Here is a 23,645-nt window from a genome sequence, read left to right as displayed (position 1 = left end):
CACAGCGACGCACAAACGTGCGACCCTTCCAACCGTGCGTGCCTCATTGCTGCGTCTGCATGTCCTCGACCGGGTGGCGATCGGTCTGCTGGTGACCGGACTGGTGTGCGTGGCCACGGGATGGCTGCCGACCGCTTCCGCGTCCGACGCGATGACACGCATCGCCCCGCTGCTGGCGTTCCTGGGCACGGTCATCGTGCTGGCCGAACTGACCAGCCGGGCCGAGGTGTTCGACGTGGTGGCGGCCCGGGTGGCACGGGCGGGGCGGGGCAGCTATCCGCTGCTGTTCCTGCTGTGCGTCCTGTTCGCGTCGGTCACGACGATCGCGCTCAACCTGGACACGACGGCCGTCCTGCTGACCCCGGTGATGCTGGCGCTCGCCTCCCGGGTCGGCATCGCACCGGTGCCGCTGGCCATGACCACGGTCTGGCTCGCCAACACGGCGAGCCTGCTCCTCCCGGTGTCCAACCTGACGAACCTGCTGGCCGCCAACCGGGTCGCGCTGTCCCCGCTGGGGCTGGCCGGGCGGATGTGGGCACCGCAACTCGCCGTGCTGGGTGTGACGATGGCTTGTTTGTGGCTGTTCTTCTGGCGCCGGGGACGGCGTGGGGGACCCGATGTGGACAGCTCCGGGCTGATGGCGGCCGTGCCGGTGTCGGGACCGGGCGCCGCGCGCGCCGCGGACGTCCGCGTGGACGCCGCCGACCGCTATGTGCCGCCGGGTGTGCACCGCCCCGCCGACGCGGTGCTGTTCCGGGCGTGCGGGCTCGCCTGCGCCGGCTTCCTGCTCGCCATCCTGGTGGCCGACGTACCGCTGTGGACGGCGTCCGGGACGGCCGCGCTCGTCGCGGTGGCGGCGTTCGGCGTACGGCAGCGGTCCGCACTGCGGCTCTCGCTCGTCCCCTGGCGGCTGCTGGTGATGGTGCCGGGGATGTTCCTGGTGGTCGAGACGTTCGACGCGCACGGGCTGCACCACCTGCTCGCCTCGGCGGTCGGCACCGACGGCGGCACGCTCGGGATGTTCCGGGCGGCGGCGGTCGGCGGCGGCCTGTCCAACGCCCTCAACAACCTCCCTGTGTACCTGGCCGGAGAGGCGGCCGTTCCGCCGGGCAACCACGACCAGTTGCTGGCCCTGCTGGTCGGCACCAACGCCGGCCCGGTGATCACTCCGTGGGCGTCCCTGGCCACGCTGCTGTGGTACGAGCGCTGCCACGCGTACGGCGTCCGGGTGCCGGTCCCCCGGTTGATGGGGACCGGTGCGGTCCTGGCCGTGTGCGGGGTGGGGGCGGCGGTCGCTGCGCTGGCGCTGACGCGTTAGCGCCGGTTCTGCAGGTCACGTACGAACCCCGCCCAGGCAGGCGCCGAGAAGACGACGGCGGGACCGGAGGGGTTCTTGCTGTCCCGCACGGGGACGTGGGTGGGGGCGGCGGTGTCGTCGACTTCGAGGCAGTCACCGCCACTCTCACCGCTGTACGTCGACTTACGCCAGGCGGTTACCGGGATCCTGTTCTCGCTGAGCGTCATGCTCGTAATCCTCCGCGACTGACCTGATCAACGCCAGGGACTTACGGTGCGACAACGCGTCGCCCAGCGCATGATCGTAAACGTCCTCCAACTCGCGCACAGTGTGTTGGACTTCCCAGATACGGCCCGACTTCAGGCCCTCCACGTATGCCACGGGGGGCAGTTCCTCGAACCACATGAGCTTGACCGGGCCCTCCAGGAGGGCATGGGCTCCCGCCCTGAAGGGGAGCACATGTACGCGGATACGACGGCTCTCACCCAGCTCCAGGATGTGACGTAGCTGCTCGCACATCACTTGAGCTCCGCCGATCACCTGGCGCAGGACAGCCTCACCGAGGAGTACCGTCAGCCTGGGCGAGTCGAAATTGTCGAGGATTCGGGCACGTTCAAGGCGGGTGGCGAGCAGACTGTCACGTTTGTCGTCACTCTTGGCCGGGTGCCCGGAGCTCAGCACCTCGCGCGCGTAATCCGGCGTCTGAAGGAAGCCAGGCACCAGCACACTCGCGTACTGCTTGATCGCGAGGGCCTGGCTCTCCAGCTCCGCCGCCTCGGCGAAGTGCTCCGCCACCTTCCTGCCATCCAGGGTCGGCAGAAACCGCTCGAAGAACCCTCCCCCACCCAGCACCTGATCCAGCCGCCGCGCGTCCTCCACATCCGGCCGTCGGCGCCCCGCCTCGATGTGGGCGATGTGCGTGCGGGACATCACGACACGTTGGCTCAGTTCCTCCTGGGTGAGACCCGCCGTCTCCCTGCGCCGCTTCAGTTCCTGCCCGTACTGCTCCCGTGAGCGCGGGTTGTCCTCGATCGCCACCCTTTCAACTCCCCCTCGTGCCGACTCCATTGTCACGCTCGGTCATCTACCGAAGGTACTCGCCGTCACATCACTCTGTGCATGAATCGCCACGGAAAGTGAAAGGCGCTGGAATGCAGGACCAAGAAGACGGCTTCGCCGGGGTGTATCTCACGCTGAGGGTCTCCCGGGACGGTGGGCGGACGTGGGGGCCGAGGGTGACGTACCGGCCGCCGAAGAACGCGGCACCGCTGGACCTGTCGGGGCGGTTTCCGCCGTGTGAGTGCCCTCGGTGCCGGGAGAGAAGGGGCTGACGAGGCCCAGCAGGTGCGGCAGCAGTTCCGGGCGCCCGGCGACGAACGAGCGCCCGGTGTCGGGGCCGCCGAAGCCGCCCGCGAAGTCCGCGCCGTCCAGGTGCCGCAGGGCGATGCCGGCCTCGCGGGCGAGCAGGGCGCCGGCGGGGAGGTCGATGGCCTCGGCGCGGTAGCCGACGAAGCCGTCGATGTCCCCGCGGGCCAGCATGGCCCAGGCCACCAGGGGTGCCCAGAGCTGGAGCAGGCGCCGGGAGCGGAGTTCGAGGGTGTGCCGCAGGGCGCAGGCGACGGGGTCGTCGCGGGGCACACCGTGGCCCTGGGTCCAGGCCAGCAGCGGGCCGGCGGCGGGAAGCGGGGGGCCGTTCGGGGCGACGGCCAGCCGCCCGCCCGGGCCGTGCGCCCCGCCACCGGCCAGCGCGGACCACGTACGGCCCGTCATCGGATCGTGGACGACGCCCAGCACCGGCGTGTCGTCGACGCACAGGGCGATGCCGACGACGTAGACGGCGAGTCCGATCACCACGTTGTTGCTGCCGTCGAGCGGATCGACCAGCCAGGTGCGGCCGCCCCCGTCCCCGGCGAGTTCGCCGGCCTCCTCGGCGAGGATCCGGTCGTGCGGGAAGCGGTCCCGGATCCGGCCGACCACCAGTTGCTCGGCCGCCAGGTCCAAGTCGGTGACGACGTCGCCGAGTTCGCCCTTCTGGCGCGCCGCGAAGCCGTCGGGGAAGCGGGACCGCAGCAGCGCCCCGGCCTCCTCGGCGGCGGCCACGGCCGTACGGCGCTCGGAGGACCAGGGGTCAGGGTTCTTCGGGCTCATGGATCCTCCTGAGGGCGGCCCGAGCGATCCGGGCGGTCTGGGTCGCGTCGCACGTCCGGCGGACCATGCGGTGCCCCGGGGTGGACAGCGGCCCCAGGGAGAGGTCCGGCCGGCCGGGCAGGGTCCGTCCCAGGACCAGGGTGGCGGTGGGGCGGCCGTCGGGCACCACGCTGGTGTGGAATTCACCCGCCGGGAGGGCGTAGCTCTGGCCACGGGCGCTGGTCTGTTCCGCGCCGGGCCGGCAACGCACCAGTCGCTCGGTCGGCCGGAGTTCGTCGACGCCGGACGGGTCGCTGAGCACCTCGAAGACGCGGTGGGTGGGGTCGCCGGTCTCGTCGTCGACGTCCACGCGCCGGTTGTCGAGCCGTCCGTACAGCACGGTGCTGGTCAGGTCCCAGCTGTGGCAGTGCACTTGGGGGACGGCCTGGTCCGGTTCGGCCTCCGGTGTGCCGAAGACGTGGACGCAGACGCCGTCGTCGCCGTCGCGCAGGACGGGCAGGCAGACGAAACCGAGTGGGTGCCGTACCGCGCGCAGGGCGCGGCGGCCGGAGACGATCCGGTCCAGTTCCGATACGGCGTGCCCCAACAGCTCGGCGGTGGCGTGCCGCCGGGCGGCCCGTTCCAGGGCCGGGTAGTCCATGTTCCTTCCCCCTTGGCCGGAACACGACGCTCACCTGCGGTAGGGGTTCTCCGCGCGCAGCGCCTTGTCGATGATGTCGCCGACGTCACGATCGGTGAAGCTCGGCGGTAGCGGCAGGCCGAGCCGGTCGAGCAGGCGTCTGACCTCGTCCACCGTCGGCTCGTCGGCGAGCGGGACGGCCTCGCGCAGGTCGAGTTTGACGGCCTGCTCCCGGCTCTGGTGCAGCTCGGTGACGTAGTAGTCGTAGAGCGGCCGGTCGCGCTCCACGTAGAGGCTGACCCGGCTGGGGTCGTCCTGGGTGATGATCAGGCAGGTGTCCGAGAGGTCGAACCGCAGCGCCGGTGCCACCGAGGAGAGGTGGATGTCGATCTCCAGGGTGTCCAGCCGCTGCCGGTGCCAGCTCGCGGCGACGACCGTGGCGTAGGCCTCCTTGCGGGTGCGCTCGACGGTCCACTCGCCGAAACCGCCACCGGTCTCCGGCCCGAAGGTGCTCCTGAAGCGCGCGTAGGCGGCGCACACATGGTCGTCGGCCGGGTTGATGATGTCGATCTTCATGCTGAGGGAGCGGCGCTGGCGCTGCGCTTCGAGGACGGACTCGGGCAGCGTGACGGCGCGCAGATAGGTGCCGGTGCCGCCCTTGAACACCCAGCGGGTGGTGGCGCGCCGGGCCCGCTCGTGCGCGAGGGCGACCTCGGCGCCGGAGAGCGTGCGGACCATCGCCAGGTCCTCGATGGCCCTGCTCGTCCCCGCGGTCGCGGTCCGGATGTCGGCCATCCTGCGGCGCCGCTCGGTGAGCGTGCCGTACACCAGCGCGGCGAGGACCAGCAGGGTGGCGCCGGAGACGATGTTGCTGTCCATGTCGTTGTTGAGGACGTCCATCAGCCCGACGGTGACGGCGACGACGATGGCGACGATCCCGTCCGCGTTCCGGACCGCCCAGGCGATCGCGTCCTCCAGCCGGCGCCCGGCGCCCTGCGGCGTGCTGCTCGTCACGTCCACCCTCCCCCGACGGTGGCTTCCATCGTAGGAGGAAAAGGAGTTGGTCAGCCATGCCTCTATCGGCCGTACCGAAGAAGCGGACGGCGCCGAGGATGACGGGACCGGGCGCTCATGACAGGTCGTCGCGCCCCCACCAGGCCGGCTTGACCGGCACGCCGTCGGAGTACCGCTCGATGTCGTCCGCCACCGGCGCGTCCTGTTGCACCGGCTCGTTCCGCGCTGCGGGCTCGTCCTGCGGTACGGGCTCGTTCCGCGCTGCGGGCGCGTCCTGCGGTGCGGCGGGCGCGGCGGAGTCCTCCAGCAGTTCCGCCACCGTGAACCGGGTGGCGAACGACTGGAACACCCCGTCGACGACGAGGAGGAACCCGTCGCCGTGCCGAAGGAGCCGACGGCGCCTGGGACTTCGGGGATGCTCGGGCGAGAAGCTCCGGGCCCGCCGCTCCAGCTCCGCGAACGCCTCGTCCCGGGTTCCGTGGACGTGCGCCACCACGTTGGCCTCGATGTGCTTGCGGTCCCCGGCACTCATGGTCGTCTCGACGACCAGGCCCCACACCGTCATGTTCTCCGCCCCCGTTCACGTGCGCCCAGGATCGCCGGTCCGGCACTGGCCGGACAAGGCCGGCTGCTCCCTAGAGCCCCACGATCTTGTTCCACCGCTTCGCGAATTCCACGCGTTCCGTCGAGGTTATGTCCCGCGCGATGGCGAGGCGCTCCCGCATCGCGGAGTCCGGGAAGACGAGGGGGTTGTCGGCGAGGGCCGCGGTGTCCTTGTCCTTCGAGGACGCCAGGACGTCCCTGGCGGCCGGGACCGGGCAGACGTAGTTGACCCAGGCGGCGAGTTCTGCGGCGACCTCGGGTGCGTAGTAGTAGTCGATCAGACGCTCGGCGTTGACCTTGTGGCTCGCGCGGTTGGGGATCATCAGGGAGTCCGACCACAGCTCGGCGCCCTCCTCGGGCACGACGAAGCGGATGTCGGGGTTGTCCGCCTGGAGCTGGATGACGTCGCCGGAGTACGCCTGGCAGGCCAGCACGTCGCCGCTGACCAGGTCCTTGGTGTAGTCGTTGCCGGTGAAGCGGCGGATCTGGCCGCGGTGGACCTCGCGCTCCACCTCGTCGCAGACGTCGTGGAAGTCGTCCGCCGTCCACTTGGTGATGTCCACGCCGTTGCCCTGCATCAGCAGGGCGAAGGACTCGTCCAGGCCGGACAGGAGGGTCACCCGGCCCTTGAGGTCGCTCGCCCACAGGTCCTCGACGTGGCGGATCTCGCGGCCCAGCTTCCTGCGGTTGTAGGCGATGCCGGTGATGCCCGACTGCCAGGGCACCGTGAACCGGCGGCCCTGGTCGAAGGCGGGCGTCCGCAGCAGCGGGTCCAGGTACTTCGCCACGTTCGGCTGGCGGGCCCGGTCCATCTGCTGCACCCAGCCCAGGCGGACGAAACGGGCGCACATCCAGTCGCTGATGACGATCAGGTCGCGGCCGGTCGACTGGTGGTTCATCAGCGCGGGACTGATCTTGCCGAAGAACTCGTCGTTGTCGTTGATCTCCTCGACGTAGTCCACGGAGATCCCGGTGCGCTTCCCGAACTCCTCCAGCGTGGGCCGCCGGTTGGGGTTCTTGTCGTCCGTGTCGATGTACAGCGGCCAGTTCGCCCAGGTCAGCTTCCTGTCGGCCGCGGACTCGTCGGGCACGGCCCGGTCGCCGGGCGCGACATAGGCGGCGGGCACCCCGCAGCCGGCCAGGGCACCGAGCGCGGCGGTGCCGCCGAGTGCGCGCAGGAGGGAGCGGCGGGACATCACGGACGTACGAGAGGAAGTCTGGGGCACCCGGGAAGCATGCCGTCCCGCGCGGCGAAGCCACAATCGACGCTGCGTCGAGCATGCCCCCGGCTGCCCGACACCTTGTCGATCAGCGGGAGTTCATGGCGGGGGGAACGACACGGCGCGGCCCCGGACGGGGAGGTGAACCCGTCCGGGGCCGCGGCCGTCGTCGCCGGTGCCTACTCGCCGATGGACGTCATCACGTGCTTGATCCGGGTGTAGTCCTCGAACCCGTACGCCGACAGGTCCTTGCCGTAACCGGACTTCTTGAAGCCACCGTGCGGCATCTCCGCGACCAGCGGGATGTGCGTGTTGATCCACACGCAGCCGAAGTCCAGCTTCTTGGACATCCGCATCGCACGCGCGTGGTCCTTGGTCCACACCGAGGAGGCGAGGGCGTACTCGACGCCGTTGGCCCACTCGACGGCCTGGTCCTCGTCGGAGAAGGACTGGACGGTGATGACCGGGCCGAAGACCTCGTTCTGGACGATCTCGTCGTCCTGCTTCAGGCCGGAGACGACGGTCGGGGCGTAGAAGTAGCCCTTGTCGCCGACCTGCTGGCCGCCCGCCTCGACCTTGGCGTGCGCCGGCAGGCGGTCGATGAAGCCGGAGACCTGCTTGAGCTGGTTCGGGTTGTTCAGCGGGCCGAAGAGCACGTCCTCGTCGTCCGGCTGCCCGGTCTTCGTCTCGGACGCGGCCTTGGCGAGCGCGGCCACGAACTCGTCGTGGATGGACTCCTGGACGAGGACGCGGGTCGCGGCCGTACAGTCCTGGCCGGCGTTGAAGAAGCCCGCCACGGAGATGTCCTCCACGGCCTTGGCGATGTCGGTGTCCTCGAAGACGACGACCGGGGCCTTGCCGCCGAGCTCCAGGTGGACCCGCTTGAGGTCCTTGGAGGCGGACTCGGCGACGGACATGCCGGCGCGCACCGAACCGGTAATGGAGGCCATCGCCGGGGTGTCGTGCTCGACCATCAGACGGCCGGTGTCGCGGTCGCCGCAGATGACGTTGAAGACGCCCTTGGGCAGGATCGAGCCGATGATGTCGGCGATCAGGACCGTGGAGGCGGGGGTCGTGTCCGAGGGCTTCAGGACGACCGTGTTGCCCGCGGCGATCGCCGGGGCGAACTTCCACACGGCCATCATCATCGGGTAGTTCCAGGGGGCGACCTGCGCGCAGACGCCGACCGGCTCACGGCGGATGATCGACGTCATCCCCTCCATGTACTCGCCGGCCGAGCGGCCCTCCAGCAGTCGCGCCGCACCCGCGAAGAAGCGGATCTGGTCGACCATCGGCGGGATCTCCTCGGAGCGGGTCAGCCCGGTCGGCTTGCCCGTGTTCTCCACCTCGGCCGCGATCAGTTCCTCGGCGCGCTCCTCGAAGGCGTCGGCGATCTTCAGGAGCGCCTTCTGCCGCTCGGCCGGGGTGGTGTCACGCCAGGCGGGGAAGGCGCGGGCGGCGGCCTCCATGGCGGCGTCCACGTCCGCCCGCCCGGACAGCGGCGCGGTCGCGTACGCCTCGCCCGTCGCGGGGTTGACCACCTCGGTGGTCCGTCCGTCGGCGGCGTCCCGGAACTCACCGTCGATGTAGTTGCGCAGACGACGCAGCTCGGTGCTCACTGCCGGCCTCCTGATCAGGTTCGAGGGTTCGAGCTGTCCAGCTTTGTCCAGCCCTGTCGGCTGTCCAGTCACTGAGACACCCCACCCTAGTCGCCGAGCCCACGTTTTCAACACCCCCACCGCCATCAGTTCTGCGAAATCCGCAAGACTCGGTCTCTCAAACAACGAATTTCATCGATCGGGCCTTGCGAAACTGTCGAGACGTCGTGCACAGTGAGGTCGTGGCCAGTCGAAGCGCAGACCAGAGGGACTCCACCCGCGAGTCCAGGAACGGCGGCACCCCTCAGCTGGATGCCGTCTCCCTCGCCATCATTCAGCAGCTCCAGGAGGACGGCCGCCGGCCGTACGCCGCGATCGGCAAGGCCGTCGGCCTGTCGGAGGCGGCCGTGCGGCAGCGCGTCCAGAAGCTGCTGGACCAGGGCGTGATGCAGATCGTCGCCGTCACGGACCCGCTCACCGTGGGCTTCCGTCGGCAGGCGATGGTCGGGATCAACGTCGAGGGTGATGTCGAGTCGATCGCGGACGTGCTGACCGACATGTCGGAAGTCGAGTACGTGGTGATGACCGCGGGCTCGTTCGACATCCTCGCCGAGATCGTCTGCGAGGACGACGACCACCTGCTGGACGTCATCAACAAACGCATCCGGGCCCTGCCCGGGGTGCGCTCCACCGAAAGCTTCGTCTACTTGAAGCTGAAGAAGCAGACCTACATGTGGGGAACCCGATAACCGTGAGTCAGAAGGACCTCAGCCGCACCGCGTACGACCACCTGTGGATGCACTTCACCCGCATGTCCTCGTACGAGAACTCCCCCGTCCCGACCATCGTCCGGGGCGAGGGCACCTACATCTACGACGACAAGGGCAAGCGCTACCTGGACGGTCTCGCCGGTCTGTTCGTGGTCCAGGCCGGACACGGCCGCACGGAGCTCGCCGAGACCGCCTTCAAGCAGGCCCAGGAGCTGGCCTTCTTCCCGGTGTGGTCCTACGCCCACCCGAAGGCCGTCGAGCTGGCCGAGCGCCTCGCCGACTACGCCCCGGGCGACCTGAACAAGGTCTTCTTCACCACCGGCGGCGGCGAGGCCGTCGAGACCGCCTGGAAGCTCGCCAAGCAGTACTTCAAGCTGACCGGCAAGCCCACCAAGCACAAGGTCATCTCCCGCGCGGTCGCCTACCACGGCACCCCGCAGGGCGCCCTGTCCATCACGGGTCTGCCCGGCCTGAAGGCGCCGTTCGAGCCGCTCGTCCCGGGCGCGCACAAGGTGCCGAACACCAACATCTACCGCGCCCCGATCTTCGGCGACGACCCGGAGGCCTTCGGCCGCTGGGCCGCCGACCAGATCGAGCAGCAGATCCTCTTCGAGGGCCCGGACACCGTCGCCGCGGTCTTCCTCGAGCCCGTGCAGAACGCCGGCGGCTGCTTCCCGCCCCCGCCCGGCTATTTCCAGCGCGTCCGGGAGATCTGCGACCAGTACGACGTGCTGCTCGTCTCGGACGAGGTCATCTGCGCCTTCGGCCGCCTGGGCACGATGTTCGCCTGCGACAAGTTCGGCTACGTCCCGGACATGATCACCTGCGCCAAGGGCATGACCTCGGGCTACTCCCCGATCGGCGCCTGCATCATCTCCGACCGGCTCGCCGAGCCGTTCTACAAGGGCGACAACACCTTCCTGCACGGCTACACCTTCGGCGGCCACCCGGTCTCCGCGGCCGTGGGCCTCGCCAACCTCGACCTGTTCGAGCGCGAGGGCATCAACCAGCACGTGCTGGACAACGAGGGCGCCTTCCTGCAGACCCTGCAGAAGCTGCACGACCTGCCGATCGTCGGCGACGTCCGCGGCAACGGCTTCTTCTACGGCATCGAGCTGGTGAAGGACAAGAACACCAAGGAGTCCTTCAACGAGGAGGAGACCGAGCGCGTCCTGTACGGCTTCCTCTCCAAGGCGCTCTACGACAACGGCCTGTACTGCCGTGCCGACGACCGCGGCGACCCGGTCGTCCAGCTCGCCCCGCCGCTGATCTCCAACCAGGAGACCTTCGACGAGATCGAGCAGATCCTGCGCGCGACGCTGACGGAGGCGTGGACCAAGCTCTGAGCCCCCTGTCACCCCGGTCATCCGACCGGATGACCGTCCCGGCCCCGGTGCCGTCCGTTCGAGTGGGAACGGCGGCCCGGGGCCGTGTGCTGTCCGGCCTCCCGGGAGCGGCTGCCTAGCGTTCCAGTGACCGATCGGCCCAGCCTTCGTTCCCCCGGACGAGGGATCGGATGCGGGAAAACGGATCAGAACCGAGGTGTACGCCCATGGAGGCCCCGCCGGACAACGACGTGCTCTGGGCACGCTCCCTGCACTTCACGCACCCCGACGGCTCCCCCGGGCTCACCGGGGTCTCGCTCGGCGTGCGCGAGGGCGAGATCCTCGCCGTCACCGGCCCGCGCGGCAGCGGCAAGACGACCCTGTTGCACTGTCTGTCCGGCCAGGTGCCGGTGCGCACCGGCGAGGTGTGGTTCAACAGCTCGCCCCTGCACACCCTGGGCCCGATGGGCCGGGAGCGGCTGCGCCGGGGCCGCTTCGGCTGGATCGACCCCGCGCCGGTGCTGGTCCCCGAGCTGAACGTGTGGGAGAACGCCGCACTCCCGCTGATGCTGCGCGGCACCAGCCGGCGCAGGGCCAAGGTCGCCGCACTGGAGTGGCTGGAACGGCTCGACGTGGGCGACAGGGCCCGCAGCCGTCCGCACGTCCTGCAGCAGGCCGAGCGCCAGCGGGTGGCGATCGCCCGGGCACTGGTCCCGGCGCCCACCGTCCTGTTCGCCGACGAGCCGACGGCGCCGCTGCACCGCGCCGACCGCGCCCACGTGCTGCGCACCCTGACCACGGCCGCCCGCTCGCACGGCATCACCGTCGTCCTCGCCACGCACGACCCCGACACCGCCGCCCTGGCCGACCGCACGGTGGCACTGCTGGACGGCCGGCTCGTCAGCACCGTGCAACTGCCGGACGCCCCCGAGACGGAAGGCCACGCCGCGTGGTCGCTCTCCGTCTGACCCGTGCGGCCCGGCCCGCCGTCCAGCTGCGCCGCCTGCTGGTGGCCGCGGCGGCCGGCGGCACGGGCTTTCTGCTGCTGGCCTGCCTCGGCTACGCCCTGGGCCACCCGGAGCGGGCGGACGCCGCCGCGCTGCGGCTCTCCTGGTGCGCGGTGCCGCTCGCCGCCACGGCGTACTTCGCGCTCGCCGTCGCCCGCACCGACCCCGGCACCCGGCCGCGCACCGGCCTGTCCGCCGTGGGTCTCGGTCCGGCGCGCCTGATGGCGATCTCCGCGCTGACCACGGCCCTGTCCTGCGCCCTGGGCTCCCTGCTGGCCCTGCTGGTCTTCCTCCATCTGCGCGGCGACCTCACGGGCATGCCCTTCGACGGCGCGGCGGCGGACTTCCTGGCCGCGGACGAGCACCTCCCGGTTCCGGCGACCCTGACGCTGCTGGCCCTGGTCCCGGCCCTCGCCTCCACCACGGTGGCCCTGGCCCTGCGCCCGAGGGACGCCCGCCCCACCGCCCCGCTGCTGCGCAGGTACGGCCGGTTCGGGGCGTACGGCTCCTCGGCGGCACGGGAGACGTTCGGGACGTACGGCAGGTTCGGGGCACGAAGGGGTCGTACGGAGACGGGCGGCCGTGGCGCCGAGGACCCGGGTGAGGAGGCCGAGCAGAGCGGGCGATCCCCCGCGCGGCCCGCCGAGGGTGCAGCCGACGGGGCGGCTCCCGATCCGGAACAGGACGGCGGCCTCGCGGCGCAGAGCGGCGAGACCGACCCCGAGCCGCCCGCCCCGGCCGCCGGTCCGGCCGGCCCCTCCGGCGGCGCCCCCACCGGGCTGCCCTGGGGCATCACCCTCCTGGCCGTCGGGCTCGCGGTCCAGGCCTACGCCGACCACTCGAACACGGCGGTCCTCCTCGGCCGGCTCCTCACCGCCGGCGGCCTCGTCCTGGCCGGCCCCGGCCTCACCCACCTGTGCGGCCTGCTCCTCCAGTCCACCCGCCCCGGTGCCCTCCGTCTCCTCTCCGGCCGGGTCCTGATGGCGGAGGCCATCCGCATCGGCCGCCCCCTGGGGGTCGTCTGCGCGGTCGCCTCCGCCGGCTACACGATGACCACGCTGTACGCGGGCTCGGGACCGGCGTTCGGCCCCCTGACCGTCCTCGGCGCGCTGCTGGTCACCGGCTGTACGGTCGCCACCCTGCTCACCGCGGCCGTGGAGACCCGCCAGTGCCGGGCCGACACGACCGCCGCGCTGCTCCGGCTCGGCGCCCCGGTCTCGATGCTGCGGGCGGCCGCGGCCCTCCGCGCGGCGGCCCTGCTGGCGCTGTTCGGCCCGCTCACCCTCGCCGTCGCCGTCGCCGCGGCCCTTCCCGTGGACCGCTGAAACCGCGGACCGCTGAAACCATGGACCGCTGAAACCGTGGACCGCTGAAAAAAGTTCCGCGGCGACCGATGAGTTCTCCCGGAGCCCCCTGTCTACCCACCGAACACGCTGACCCCAGCGACGGACCACCCCGGGAGAGGGACCCCCATGTACCAGCAGATGATCTTCGTGAACCTGGCCACCGACGACGTCGAGGCGTCCAAGAAGTTCTTCACGGAGCTCGGCTACACCATCAACCCGCAGTTCAGCACCGACGACTGCGCCTGTGTCGTGATCAGCGACACGATCGTCGCGATGCTGCTGAGCAAGCAGCACTACTCGACGTTCACCAAGAAGGAGATCATCGACTCCACCAAGGCCAGCGAGGTGCTCGTCTGTCTGAGCGCCGAGAGCCGCGAAAAGGTCGACGAGCTGGTCGACAGGGCGATCGCGGCGGGCGGCACGGCGAGCGGGCAGACCCAGGACCACGGCTTCATGTACGGCCGCGCCTTCGACGACCTCGACGGCCACACCTGGGAGGTCATGTGGATGGACCCGGCCGCGGTGCAGGGCTGACCCCTAGCATGGGCGGGTGCATCCGATACCCGCCCAGCCGAACCGTGCCGCCCGCGACCGTGAGATCGAGTCCCTCGCCGAGTTCGACGAGGTCGTCGCCGAACAGGGCACACTCGCCCACCACCGTGTCCAGGCCGTCGATCTGACGGGCCGTACGGACGTCCTGCTCGGCACGGACACGACCGGCGCCGTCTTCCTCGGCTGCCCCATGGACGCCGAGGCGGCCGCCGCGGTGCGCGCCTCCGGTGCCCTGGTGTTCCCGCCGGTCCCCGGGCTGCCGTTCGACCCGTACCGCGGATTCGTCTACACGCCCGACGAACTCTTCGACTCGCTCGGCGAGGGCTACGAGACGACCCCCGACGCCCTCGCGTACGCCTGGTTCCAGCAGAACAAGGCAGACGGCGACATCTTCGCCTCGATGCTCCGCTCGATCCACGACGACGCCGTCTCCGACGCCCTCGACGAACTCCTCGTCGGCGCCCGGGTGGTGGGCGTCATGGGCGGCCACGCCATGGAGCGGGGCACGGCCGCCTACGCCGGCGCCGCCCGGCTCGGCCGGGAGCTCGCCCGCGCCGGGTTCACGGTCGCCACCGGCGGCGGACCCGGCGCGATGGAGGCGGCGAACCTCGGCGCGTACGCCGCCCCCCTCGCGGACGAGATGCTGGACGACGCGCTCCGGCTCCTCGCCAAGGCACCCTCGTTCCGGCCGTCCGTCACCGACTGGGCGCGCGCCGCCTTCGAGGTCCGCGAGCGCTGGCCGGGCGGCGGCGCCTCGGTGGGCATCCCCACCTGGTTCTACGGCCACGAGCCGCCCAACGCCTTCGCCGCGCACATCGCCAAGTACTTCGCCAACGCCACCCGCGAGGACGGCCTGCTGGCCCGCTCCACCGCCGGGGTGGTGTTCCTGCCGGGCGCCGCCGGGACCGTACAGGAGATCTTCGACAACGCGACGCCGAACTACTACGGGTCGCGCGGTGAGCCGACGCCGATGGTACTGGTGAACGAGGCGCACTGGACGACGGAGTTGCCCGCCTGGCCGCTGCTGCGGTCGCTGGCCCGCGGTCGCCCGATGGAGTCCCGTATCGCCCTGGTTGACCGAATCGAGCAGGCTTCGGAGGCGGTCAAACGTCTCGGCGGTTAATATGCAGGTAAAGTCAACGGCCGTTGGTGGCATATGCGTTGACACTGCTTATGGAGCGCTTATAGACCTGTGAGCCTCTTGGGGGTGCTGGGGCCTCACCTCATTGTCGCCCCAACTCCCCTACAGCCCCCCGCAGTTATGCACTCTGTAAAGGACAAACGTGTCCATAACTCGCCGCAGCGCGCGTCGTTCCGTGCGCATTCTGGGTGTTGCCTCCGCCTCGGCCGCGGTCGTGCTGGGTCTGTCCAGCTCCGCGTTCGCGTGCAACATCCGTGACTTCAAGGCCGAAGCCAAGTGCGACGGCGAAAAGGGTGTCATCGTCGTCACCGACACCGACGCCTCGCGCACCTCTGCCACCATCACCGTGTTCTCGAACGAGGGTGGCGTCGAGACGCAGGTGGGCAAGCAGGAGGTCAAGGGGTCGGCCGAGGGTACTCCGGTCAGCTTCCCGGAGGACTGGAAGCCCAACGCGACCTACCGCGTCCACGTCAAGGCGGCCAACATCGTCGACGAGGACATCAAGCCCGACCTGGTGACCCCGTCCACCGCCTGCAAGACCGACACCCCGACCCCGACCCCGCCGGCCTCCTCGACGCCGAAGCCGTCGCCGTCGAAGTCCGCCCCGGCCGAGTCGGCGACCCCGACCCCGTCGGACTCCGCCTCCAGCTCCGCTCCGGCGAGCGCGGCGCCGAGCAACGCGCCGTCCCCGGCGGCCGGTGACTCGAACCTCGCCGAGACCGGTGCCAACTCCAACACCGGCCTGATCGCCGGCATCGCGGGCGCGCTGGTCGTCGTCGGCGGTGGCGCGGTCTACTTCGGTATGCGCCGTCGTGGGGCGCGCGGCAACGGCTGACGCCTCGCCCGTTCTCACCAGTACGCCACCGCGGCCCGTCCCCCTATCCCCAGGGGACGGGCCGCGGTCGTGTGTCAGCCGAAGGTGGCCTGCTTCAGCCAGAACTCCAGCAGCTCACGCTCGCCGAGGACCTCGAGGCCGGGGGTGTCGAGCGGCAGCCGGTTGTAGAAGGCGAGCAGCACGGAGGTGAGCGGGCCGCGCAGGGCGACCGTGGCCTTCTCGTGGCCGCGCCGCCAGGAGACACCGTCCTCGCCCAGCTCGATCAGCCACTCGGCGTCCAGCGCCGGGCCGGCGTCGGTGGCGTGCAGATGGATGCTGCGGCCGGGCCCGCGCAGCTCCTCGGCCCATGCGCGCGCCCCGGAGCGCTGCACCCACTCCACGAGCTGCAGCCACTCGTCCAACGCGTCGGCGGCGACCTCGGGCGCGACCTCGTAGGGCGCACCGACGGTGAGCGCCGCGTCCGCGCGGTGGATGGTGATCTCATGGGTCATCCGGCGGGCCCAGAACCCGCTCGTGGCCACGCCGGTCCAGGACCACACCTTCGCCTCGGGTCCGGCCTCGCGCAGCGCCCCGACGACCAGCTCGCCGGTCTCCGCGAGCCATGCGTCGAGGGCGGCCGCGTCCCCCTCGGCCTCCGGTCCCGCACCGAGCGGTACCTGCTCGTGCGGGACCATCTCCTGGGCCCGGGTGCGGACCAACGTGGCCGACCAGCGAAGGGCGCCGCCCATGTGCCGTACGAGCTGTTCCAGCGACCACTCGGGGCAGGTCGGCACGGTGGCCGACAGATCCGCGCCCGAGGTCACCAGTGCCCTCAACTGGCCGACCTGGTGGGCGATTTCGTCACAGTAGCGATCGTGTGCGAGCAATGTCATGGCCCTCACCCTAGGGGCCCGATGATCAGCCGAGCACGACTATTTCGGTCGCGTCGAACTCCACGCCGACCCCGTCGCCGACCTCCGGTGCCTCCCGCAGCGCGCAGGCCGCCTCCAGGCGCGGTCCGTCCGCGGGCTGGAGGCGGACGGCCACATGGGTGCCCTTGAAGGTGCGCGCGGTCACCGTGCAGGGCAGGCCGGCGTCGGCCGCCACGAGCCGTACCCCGGCGGGCCGGACCAGCAGGGTGCGCGCGCCCTGCGGGGAGCCGTCGGGCACCGGAAGTTTGCCCCAGGGGCTGTCGGCGGCCGTCCCGGCGACGGTCGCCCCGGCCACGTTGTCGAAGCCGAGGAAACGGGCCACGAACGCGTCGGCGGGCCGCTGCCAGACCTCCAGGGGCGTGCCGGACTGCGCGATCCGCCCGTCCCGCATCACCACCACCCGGTCGGCCAGCGCGAACGCCTCGCCCTGGTCGTGGGTCACGGCGAGCACGGTCGTACCCAACCGGCCGAACAGCTCCCGCAGTTCGACCACCAGGCGTTCCCTGAGCGAGCGGTCCAGCTGGCCGAGTGGCTCGTCCAGCATGAGCAGCCGGGGCCGGGGCGCGAGCGCGCGGGCGAGGGCCACGCGCTGCTGCTCGCCACCGGACAGGGCGGCCACGGCCCGCCCGGCGGCACCCGGAAGCCCCACCAGGTCCAGCAACCGGCCCACCTCGGCGTCCCGTTCGCCCCTGCCGACCCCGTGCATGCGCAGCCCGAACGCCACGTTCGCGCCGACGTCCCGCTGCGGGAAGAGCTGGTGGTCCTGGAACATCAGGCCGACGCCGCGCTGGTGCGCGGGCACGCCCGACTGGTCCCGGCCGTCGAGCAGCACCCGTCCACCGGAGAGGGGCTGGAGCCCGGCGACCGCCCGCAGCAGGGTGGACTTTCCGCTGCCGCTCGGCCCGAGCACGCACACCACCTCGTGCTCGGCGACGTCCAGGTCGACGGCGTCGAGCACGGCCCGCCCGCCGAGGCGGACGGTCGCGGCATCGAGGCTCAGCAGCATCTAGAACTCCCCCGTCCGGTCGGTGCGCAGCCGCTCCAGGATCAGCAGCGCGGCGGCGCACACCACCATCAGAATGGTCGAAAGGGCCATCGCCTGGCCGTAGTTGAGGTCCCCGGGGCGGCTGAGCAGCCGGGCCACGGCGACCGGGAGCGTCGGGTTGTCGGGCCGGGCGATGAACACGGTCGCCCCGAACTCGCCCAGCGAGACGGCGAACGCGAACCCGGCCGCGACCAGCAGCGCCCGACGCACCAGTGGCAGGTCCACCTCCCGCCACACCCGCCACGGCGAGGCCCCGAGCACGGCCGCCGCCTCCCGGAGCCGGACGTCCACCGCCCGCAGTACGGGCAGCATGGTCCGTACGACGAAGGGGGCGCCGACCAGCGCCTGGGCGAGGGGGACGAGGATCCAGGACTCCCTGAGGTCCAGTGGCGGCTTGTCGAGGGCGATCAGGAAACCGAAGCCGACCGTCACGGCGGACACCCCGAGCGGCAGCATCAGGAGCGCGTCGAAGCCCCGCACCAGGCGGCCCGCGTCCCGGCGGGCCAGCGCGGCGGCGGCCAGTCCGCCGATCACGACGGCGATGGCGGTGGCGGCCACGGCGTACTGGAGCGAGGTCCACACCGCGTGCACGGGCGCCACCAGGAACGTACCGCCGTCGGAGTTCGCGAGCGCCCGGTAGTAGCCGAAGCCGGGCGCGTCCAGGGAGCGGCGGACGAGGACGGCGAGCGGCAGGACCAGCAGGAGCGTGATCGTGACGAGGACGCCGGCCAGCAGGGCCCACTGGCCGGCTCCGCGCGGGCGGCGCGCGGTCGCCTTCGGGTCGACGAGCCTCAGGGCGGTCTCCCGGCGCCGTACCGTCCAGGCGTGCACGACGAGGATCGCGCCGACGGCGACGAACTGGACCAGGGTGAGGACGGCTGCCGTGGAGAGGTCGAACACCTCGGAGGTCTGCCGGTAGATCTCCACTTCCAGGGTGGAGAAGGTGGGGCCGCCCAGGATCTGGACGACGCCGAAGGAGGTGAAGGTGAAGAGGAACACCATCAGCGCGGCGGCGGCCACGGCGGGGGCGAGGGCCGGGAGGGTGACCTTCCGCCAGGCGTGCAGGGGGGACGCGCCGAGCATGCGGGCGGCCTCCTCCTGCCGGGGGTCGAGCTGGGACCACAGGCCGCCGACGGTCCGTACGACGACCGCGTAGTTGAAGAAGACATGGGCCAGCAGGATCGCCCACACAGTGGTGTCCAGCCGTACGCCCCACAGCTCGTCGAGCAGTCCGCCGTGCCCGACGAGGGCGAGGAACGCGCTGCCGGCGACGACGGTCGGCAGCACGAACGGCACGGTGACGACGGCCCGCAGCACCTGCTTGCCGGGGAAGTCGAGGCGGGCGAAGACGTACGCGGCCGGCAGCGCGAGCAGCAGGGTGAGCGCGGTGGAGGCGAGCGCCTGCCAGGTGGTGAACCACAGCACGTGCCGGATGTCCGGCTGCGTGACCACGTCCGCGATCCGCCCCCACTGCCAGGCACCGTCGGCCTTCAGCCCGCGCGTGACGATCGCGGCCACGGGCCAGGCGAAGAACAGCGCGAAGAACGCGACGGGCAGGGCCATCAGCCCGAACCTCGCCGCGTTCCCCCGCCGGGGTTCCGCTACTTCAGTACGAGCGAGGTCCACGACTTGACCCACTGGTCACGGTTGGCGGCGATCTTGCCGGGGGCCATGGTCTCGGGGTTCTTGGCCTGCGGCCCGTACTTCACGAACTCCGGTGGCACCTGGGCGGCTTCGCGCACCGGGTAGACGAACATGTTGAGCGGCATGTCCTCCTGGAACTCCTTGGTGAGCAGGAAGTCCAGGAAGGCCTTGCCGCCCTTGGTGTTCTTCGCGTTGCTCAGCAGCCCCGCGTACTCCGTCTGCCGGAAGCAGGTGCCGTAGGAGACCCCGGTCGGCGCGGTGCTGGGGCGCTTCTTGGCGTAGATCACCTCGGCGGGCGGGGAGGAGGCGTACGACACCACCAGCGGCCGGTCGCCGCCGGCCTTCTTGCCCTCGGAGGAGCCCGAGAACTCCTGGTAGTAGGCCTGCTCCCAGCCGTCGACGACCTTGACGCCGTTGGCCTTGAGCTTCTTCCAGTAGCCCTGCCAGCCGGTGTCGCCGAACCGCCCGGCGCTGCCCAGCAGGAAGCCGAGGCCCGGCGAGGAGGTCGCGGCGTTCTCGGTGACGAGGAGGTTCTTGTACGCCGGCTTGGCGAGGTCGGCGAAGGACTGCGGCGGGGTCAGCTTGTGCTTGCTGAAGTAGGCCTTGTCGTAGTTGACGCAGATGTCGCCGGTGTCGATGGGCGTGACCCGGTGCTTGTCCTGGTCGACGCGGTACTGGGGCAGGATCCGGTCGGCGCCCTTGGCCCGGTACGGCTGGAAGAGCCCGTTGTCGAGCGCGCGGGACAGCAGGGTGTTGTCGACGCCGAAGAAGACGTCGCCCTGCGGGTTGTCCTTGGTCAGGATGGCCTTGTTCACGGCCTGCCCGGCGTCGCCGTCCTTGAGGACCCTGACCTTGTATCCGGACTGCTTCTCGAAGTCGGCGAGCACGTTCTTGGAGACGGCCCACGAGTCGTGACTGACGAGCGTCACGGTCTTGGAGTCACCTGACGACTTGGCGTCGGTGGATCCGCACGCGGACAGGCCGATCAGGCCGAGCCCGACCGCCACGGCCACGAAGGTCTTGTTCTGCACTGGATGTCCTCCTGGGGTTGGCCAGGAAGAGACGCGGCCCCGCCCGGACTCCGCGAGGAGGACCCGGGCAGGGCGCAACAGCTTGAGTGATGACCGAACTCCCTACCCAGAATGACCTGGGCGAGGTTCAGAGGGTCTGCGGCCCTGTCCGCCGCACTCTCAGCGCTGTGGCGCTCCCCTGTCGGAATATGAAGATGTGTGGACCGGGTCAGATTACCGCTCGGTGGCCGCGAGCTGACCACAGGCTCCGTCGATCTCCTGACCACGGGTGTCCCGGATGGTGACGGGCACACCATGGGCGGCGATGGCCTCCACGAACGCCTTCTCGTCCTCGGGCCGCGATGCGGTCCACTTGGAGCCCGGCGTCGGGTTGAGCGGAATGAGATTGACGTGCACGGGCTTGCCCCTGAGCAGCCGGCCGAGCCGGTCGCCCCGCCACGCCTGGTCGTTGATGTCCCGGATGAGGGCGTACTCGATGGACAGCCGACGGCCGCTCTTCTCGACGTACTCGAACCCGGCGTCGAGCACCTCGCGCACCTTCCACCGCGTGTTCACGGGGACGAGGGTGTCACGCAGCTCGTCGTCGGGGGCGTGCAGGGAGATCGCCAGCCGGCACTTGAAGCCCTCGTCGGCGAAGCGGTGGATGGCCGGCACGAGCCCGACGGTGGACACGGTGATCCCGCGCTGCGACAGCCCCAGCCCGTCGGGGGCCGGGTCGGTGAGCGCCCGGATGGCGCCGACCACACGCTTGTAGTTGGCGAGCGGCTCGCCCATGCCCATGAAGACGATGTTGGACAGCCGGGCGGGTCCCCCGGGCACCTCCCCGTCCCGCAGGGCCCGCATACCGTCCACGATCTGGTGGACGATCTCGGCCGTGGACAGGTTCCGGTCGAGCCCGGCCTGCCCGGTGGCGCAGAACGGACAGTTCATGCCGCAGCCCGCCTGCGAGCTGATGCACATGGTGACCCGGTCCGGGTAGCGCATCAGCACCGACTCGACGAGGGTCCCGTCGAACAGCCGCCACAGCGTCTTGCGCGTGGTCCCCTGGTCCGTCGACAGATGCCGGACGACGGTCATCAGCTCCGGGAACAGCGCCTCGCGCAGCTTGTCCCGCGAGGCGGCGGGGATGTCGGTCCACTGCTCCGGCTCGTGCGCGTACCGCGCGAAGTAGTGCTGCGCGAGCTGCTTGGCGCGGAACGGCTTCTCACCGATCTCGGCCACCGCGTCCTTGCGCTCGGCGGGCGTGAGATCGGCAAGGTGCCGCGGCGGCTTCTGGGCTCCGCGCGGCGCGACGAAAGTGAGTTCTCCGGGCTTAGGCATGGCGATACCAGTGTCGCAGATCAAACTCGGTGACCTGTGGCTGCCGCCTGCTACGACTGTCGTTAGTAGTCGTCACCGGTTGCCGCTGAGCGGCCTCGGACCGGCCCAGGGACGGCCCAGAGGCCGCCCAGGGGTGACCTGCGGCCGTCGCCGCCCACGACTGCCGTCAGCAGTCGTCACCCGCCGTGACCGAGCGGCTTCGGAAGGCCCGGAGACGGCCCGGCCGACGGGTCCGCGCGCTGCCAAGCAATCTGTCGCCGGGCCGGTGGGGGGCCTCGCTCGGCCGCCAGGGGCCGCTCCTGCAAGCGCTGAGGTCGTTACTCGGTCCGCCGGAAGAACGGTCCGGGAATGCGCCGGTCACCCCGCTGGTGACCACACTCCAACGGCGTGCCCGCCGCATCGGTGACCTGAGATTCCGCGATGACTTTGCCGGGGTCGCCGTCCTCGTAGAGCCACACGCTCATCAGCTCGGCCGCGACCTGGACCGCGAACTGGACACTGCCGCCGTCGCCGACCGGGGAAAGGGTGACGGCGTCGCCCGGTTCAAGCCAGAAGTCCTCACCGTACGGCTCGACGAAGAGACACAGCGGGGTGCTCCCCACATTCTCGACCGGCAGATTTCCGCGCACTGGACCTCCCCGCGTCCACTCTAGCGGTGGCTCGCCACGACCGCCCGGGTCGGTTCAGGAGCCCAAGAGCTGATCGCACGTCAGTTTTGTCTGCACCTTGGGAATGCGGTGGTTTTTGTCCGAATTTGCGAGTTGTGTGCCCTCATGTCAGCCTTGAAACGAGGGGTGGGCATGGACTGGAAATCCCCCAGCGATAAGGAGCCGCCATGCGAACTCATATGAGAGGGGCTGTAGTTGCGATAGCAGCGGTGCCCGTCCTGATGCTCGGCGGGGCAGCCGGAATCGCTACCGCGCAACACTCCGCTGATGTGAGCACGCACGCCACTCCAGCGAAGCCCAAGTGCCAGTGGGTGAAGGGGCACTGGGAATACAAGGGAAAGGGCCAGCACAAAAAGCGCGTCTGGGTCCAAGGCCACAAGGTCTGTACGGCCAAGCCGACGAAGAAGCCCTCGAGGAAGCCCTCACCGACCACTTCGGTGACCAAGCCCGGGTCGCCGTCGCCGACCAAGCCCGGGTCGCCGTCGCCGACCGCACCGGGGTCACCGTCGCCGACCAAGCCCGGGTCGCCGTCGCCGACCGCACCGGGGTCACCGTCGCCGACCAAGCCCGGGTCGCCGTCGCCGACGGTGACCGCACCCGGGTCGCCGTCGCCGACCGTGACCTCACCGGCCGGGACCACGCCCGGTACGCCGGCGCCGACCACGCCTGGTTCGCCGCCCGCGTCGTAATCGCGGCAGGCAAAAGCCCCCGCCCAACGGGAAACCGCTGGGCGGGGGCGTTCGCTTTGCGCCACTCAGATGCAGGGGATGTTGGAGTACCCCGGGTAGATGAAGCGGCCGGCCGGACCGGCGCTGTGGACGCACAGGTCGAAGCCGGGGCTCTGGGGCTTCGGGTTCTCGGTGGCGGCGGTCGCGGTCGGGGCGACGAGGAGGGTCACCCCGAGGATCAATGCCGCCACCGCCGATTTCTTGCCCGGGACACGCCTCCGGAACGTCTTCATTGCCGCCCTCCTTCGGGCCGGTACGGGAGCACCGCGCAGTTCACAGGGCGACGGTTCGGCGCTCGCTGTTCCGCATATCGTCATATGCCACAGACATGACGTCAACACCCGAAATCGGGCAATCCCACCGGGAACCGGCTCCGGTCACCGTCCCTGCGGTCCCCGCCCCGGCCGGAGCGGGGACAGCGGGCCCGGTCGGCGGTCAGGGCGCCGTGCGGGACTGCCTCGCCGCCACGGCGCTCACCGCGGTGCCGGCCACGAGGACCGCCGACAGCGCGATCAGGTCGGTCATGACCCCTTCGAGGCGCGCGGCGGGGGCGCAGATGATCACGATGATGACGAGAACGACAGCCCAGCCGCGTGGACGGGGGATTGAAAGGGAGTTGATTGGGGTCACACTCATAGCAGTACCTCCTGGGTGCATGCCCACCGATCGCCGCCCTCGCCGGGAAGCCTGTGCGGCGGTCGGTGGGCTTTCGTGTTGGACCACTGTGATGTGCATCTCCCCTTGTTACGGCGGTAGCTAAGCGTGACCTAACCCACGGTGCCGGAGCACAGGGGGCGCACGAAGGTAAAGCCGTGGCCAACAG

Annotated in this window: 25 protein-coding genes and 1 riboswitch; of the genes, 8 read left to right on the top strand and 17 right to left on the bottom strand. The window is 70.7% G+C overall.

What is annotated here, in order from left to right; genetic code table 11:
* Nucleotides 1-34: 34 nt before the first annotated feature.
* Nucleotides 35-1,318, top strand: a complete 1,284-nt coding sequence (locus AB0D93_RS16515; protein ID WP_362119698.1) for an SLC13 family permease — start codon at nt 35-37, stop codon at nt 1,316-1,318.
* Here the strand turns inward: AB0D93_RS16515 and AB0D93_RS16510 are convergent.
* From AB0D93_RS16510 to AB0D93_RS16475, 8 genes are all read right to left on the bottom strand, one after another.
* Nucleotides 1,315-1,524 (bottom strand): DUF397 domain-containing protein, encoded by a 210-nt coding sequence (locus AB0D93_RS16510; RefSeq protein ID WP_362119696.1) that lies wholly within the window; start codon nt 1,522-1,524, stop codon nt 1,315-1,317. The two genes, AB0D93_RS16515 and AB0D93_RS16510, sit on opposite strands and share 4 nt — an antisense overlap.
* On the bottom strand, nt 1,481-2,335 hold the full coding sequence (locus tag AB0D93_RS16505) for a helix-turn-helix transcriptional regulator (protein WP_362119694.1): 855 nt from the start codon (nt 2,333-2,335) through the stop codon (nt 1,481-1,483). Before AB0D93_RS16505 ends, AB0D93_RS16510 begins: the two co-directional genes overlap by 44 nt.
* Nucleotides 2,336-2,485: 150 nt before the next feature.
* The gene (locus tag AB0D93_RS16500; RefSeq protein ID WP_362119692.1) at nt 2,486-3,445 is read right to left on the bottom strand and encodes an inositol monophosphatase family protein; all 960 of its coding nucleotides are present in this window, start codon (nt 3,443-3,445) and stop codon (nt 2,486-2,488) included.
* A complete protein-coding gene (locus tag AB0D93_RS16495) occupies nt 3,426-4,085 on the bottom strand; it encodes a hypothetical protein (RefSeq protein WP_362119690.1) in 660 nt (219 codons plus the stop codon). The genes AB0D93_RS16500 and AB0D93_RS16495 overlap by 20 nt, the downstream gene beginning before the upstream one ends.
* Nucleotides 4,086-4,115: 30 nt before the next feature.
* The gene (locus AB0D93_RS16490) at nt 4,116-5,078 is read right to left on the bottom strand and encodes a hypothetical protein (RefSeq protein WP_362119688.1); all 963 of its coding nucleotides are present in this window, start codon (nt 5,076-5,078) and stop codon (nt 4,116-4,118) included.
* 115 nt (nt 5,079-5,193) lie between these two features.
* On the bottom strand, nt 5,194-5,643 hold the full coding sequence (locus AB0D93_RS16485) for a hypothetical protein (protein WP_362119686.1): 450 nt from the start codon (nt 5,641-5,643) through the stop codon (nt 5,194-5,196).
* Between the two features lie 70 nt (nt 5,644-5,713).
* Nucleotides 5,714-6,907, bottom strand: coding sequence for an extracellular solute-binding protein (locus AB0D93_RS16480; protein WP_362119684.1), 1,194 nt, complete (start codon nt 6,905-6,907; stop codon nt 5,714-5,716).
* A 173-nt stretch (nt 6,908-7,080) separates the two neighbouring features.
* A complete protein-coding gene (locus AB0D93_RS16475; protein WP_362119682.1) occupies nt 7,081-8,520 on the bottom strand; it encodes a gamma-aminobutyraldehyde dehydrogenase in 1,440 nt (479 codons plus the stop codon).
* 206 nt (nt 8,521-8,726) lie between these two features.
* Here AB0D93_RS16475 and AB0D93_RS16470 point away from each other — a divergent pair, with 206 nt between their 5' ends.
* The 7 genes from AB0D93_RS16470 to AB0D93_RS16440 all read left to right on the top strand — a co-directional run bounded on the left by AB0D93_RS16470 (nt 8,727) and on the right by AB0D93_RS16440 (nt 15,475).
* Entirely contained in the window at nt 8,727-9,248 is a 522-nt protein-coding gene (locus AB0D93_RS16470; protein ID WP_362119680.1) for an Lrp/AsnC family transcriptional regulator, read from the top strand.
* Nucleotides 9,233-10,615 (top strand): aspartate aminotransferase family protein, encoded by a 1,383-nt coding sequence (locus AB0D93_RS16465; protein WP_362119678.1) that lies wholly within the window; start codon nt 9,233-9,235, stop codon nt 10,613-10,615. Before AB0D93_RS16470 ends, AB0D93_RS16465 begins: the two co-directional genes overlap by 16 nt.
* Nucleotides 10,616-10,821: 206 nt before the next feature.
* Complete coding sequence (locus tag AB0D93_RS16460) at nt 10,822-11,562, top strand: ATP-binding cassette domain-containing protein (RefSeq protein ID WP_362119676.1); 741 nt, start codon at nt 10,822-10,824, stop codon at nt 11,560-11,562.
* Entirely contained in the window at nt 11,544-12,926 is a 1,383-nt protein-coding gene (locus tag AB0D93_RS16455; protein ID WP_362119673.1) for a hypothetical protein, read from the top strand. Before AB0D93_RS16460 ends, AB0D93_RS16455 begins: the two co-directional genes overlap by 19 nt.
* A 147-nt stretch (nt 12,927-13,073) precedes the next feature.
* The gene (locus tag AB0D93_RS16450) at nt 13,074-13,481 is read left to right on the top strand and encodes a VOC family protein (RefSeq protein WP_362119672.1); all 408 of its coding nucleotides are present in this window, start codon (nt 13,074-13,076) and stop codon (nt 13,479-13,481) included.
* A gap of 16 nt (nt 13,482-13,497) precedes the next feature.
* Entirely contained in the window at nt 13,498-14,622 is a 1,125-nt protein-coding gene (locus AB0D93_RS16445) for an LOG family protein (protein ID WP_362119670.1), read from the top strand.
* A gap of 160 nt (nt 14,623-14,782) precedes the next feature.
* Nucleotides 14,783-15,475, top strand: a complete 693-nt coding sequence (locus tag AB0D93_RS16440) for an LAETG motif-containing sortase-dependent surface protein (protein WP_362119668.1) — start codon at nt 14,783-14,785, stop codon at nt 15,473-15,475.
* Between the two features lie 74 nt (nt 15,476-15,549).
* On the opposite strand, the gene AB0D93_RS16435 is transcribed toward AB0D93_RS16440, so the two are convergent.
* The 9 genes from AB0D93_RS16435 to AB0D93_RS16395 all read right to left on the bottom strand — a co-directional run bounded on the left by AB0D93_RS16435 (nt 15,550) and on the right by AB0D93_RS16395 (nt 23,458).
* Nucleotides 15,550-16,347, bottom strand: a complete 798-nt coding sequence (locus AB0D93_RS16435; protein WP_362119666.1) for a maleylpyruvate isomerase family mycothiol-dependent enzyme — start codon at nt 16,345-16,347, stop codon at nt 15,550-15,552.
* A gap of 25 nt (nt 16,348-16,372) precedes the next feature.
* Nucleotides 16,373-17,392, bottom strand: coding sequence for an ABC transporter ATP-binding protein (locus AB0D93_RS16430; protein WP_362119664.1), 1,020 nt, complete (start codon nt 17,390-17,392; stop codon nt 16,373-16,375).
* Nucleotides 17,393-18,994, bottom strand: a complete 1,602-nt coding sequence (locus AB0D93_RS16425) for an iron ABC transporter permease (protein ID WP_362119661.1) — start codon at nt 18,992-18,994, stop codon at nt 17,393-17,395.
* A 38-nt stretch (nt 18,995-19,032) separates the two neighbouring features.
* Nucleotides 19,033-20,106, bottom strand: a complete 1,074-nt coding sequence (locus AB0D93_RS16420; protein WP_362119659.1) for a thiamine ABC transporter substrate-binding protein — start codon at nt 20,104-20,106, stop codon at nt 19,033-19,035.
* Nucleotides 20,107-20,187: 81 nt separating this feature from the next.
* A riboswitch (TPP riboswitch) is annotated at nt 20,188-20,296 on the bottom strand.
* Nucleotides 20,297-20,319: 23 nt separating this feature from the next.
* The gene (gene rlmN / locus AB0D93_RS16415) at nt 20,320-21,426 is read right to left on the bottom strand and encodes a 23S rRNA (adenine(2503)-C(2))-methyltransferase RlmN (protein WP_362119657.1); all 1,107 of its coding nucleotides are present in this window, start codon (nt 21,424-21,426) and stop codon (nt 20,320-20,322) included.
* Nucleotides 21,427-21,743: 317 nt separating this feature from the next.
* Complete coding sequence (locus AB0D93_RS16410) at nt 21,744-22,055, bottom strand: hypothetical protein (protein ID WP_362119654.1); 312 nt, start codon at nt 22,053-22,055, stop codon at nt 21,744-21,746.
* A gap of 214 nt (nt 22,056-22,269) precedes the next feature.
* Nucleotides 22,270-22,758, bottom strand: coding sequence for a hypothetical protein (locus AB0D93_RS16405; protein WP_362119651.1), 489 nt, complete (start codon nt 22,756-22,758; stop codon nt 22,270-22,272).
* Nucleotides 22,759-22,848: 90 nt separating this feature from the next.
* Nucleotides 22,849-23,055 carry a hypothetical protein gene (locus tag AB0D93_RS16400; RefSeq protein WP_362119648.1) on the bottom strand — a complete coding sequence of 69 codons (207 nt, stop codon included), beginning with the start codon at nt 23,053-23,055 and terminating at the stop codon, nt 22,849-22,851.
* Between the two features lie 202 nt (nt 23,056-23,257).
* The gene (locus AB0D93_RS16395; protein WP_362119645.1) at nt 23,258-23,458 is read right to left on the bottom strand and encodes a hypothetical protein; all 201 of its coding nucleotides are present in this window, start codon (nt 23,456-23,458) and stop codon (nt 23,258-23,260) included.
* Nucleotides 23,459-23,645 lie beyond the last annotated feature (187 nt).

The sequence above is a fragment of the Streptomyces sp. NPDC048191 genome, assembly GCF_040652655.1.
In the GTDB taxonomy this organism is placed as follows: domain Bacteria; phylum Actinomycetota; class Actinomycetes; order Streptomycetales; family Streptomycetaceae; genus Streptomyces.
Note: the sequence above shows the minus strand (reverse complement) of the source record. Positions and strands in the feature narration are given on the sequence as shown.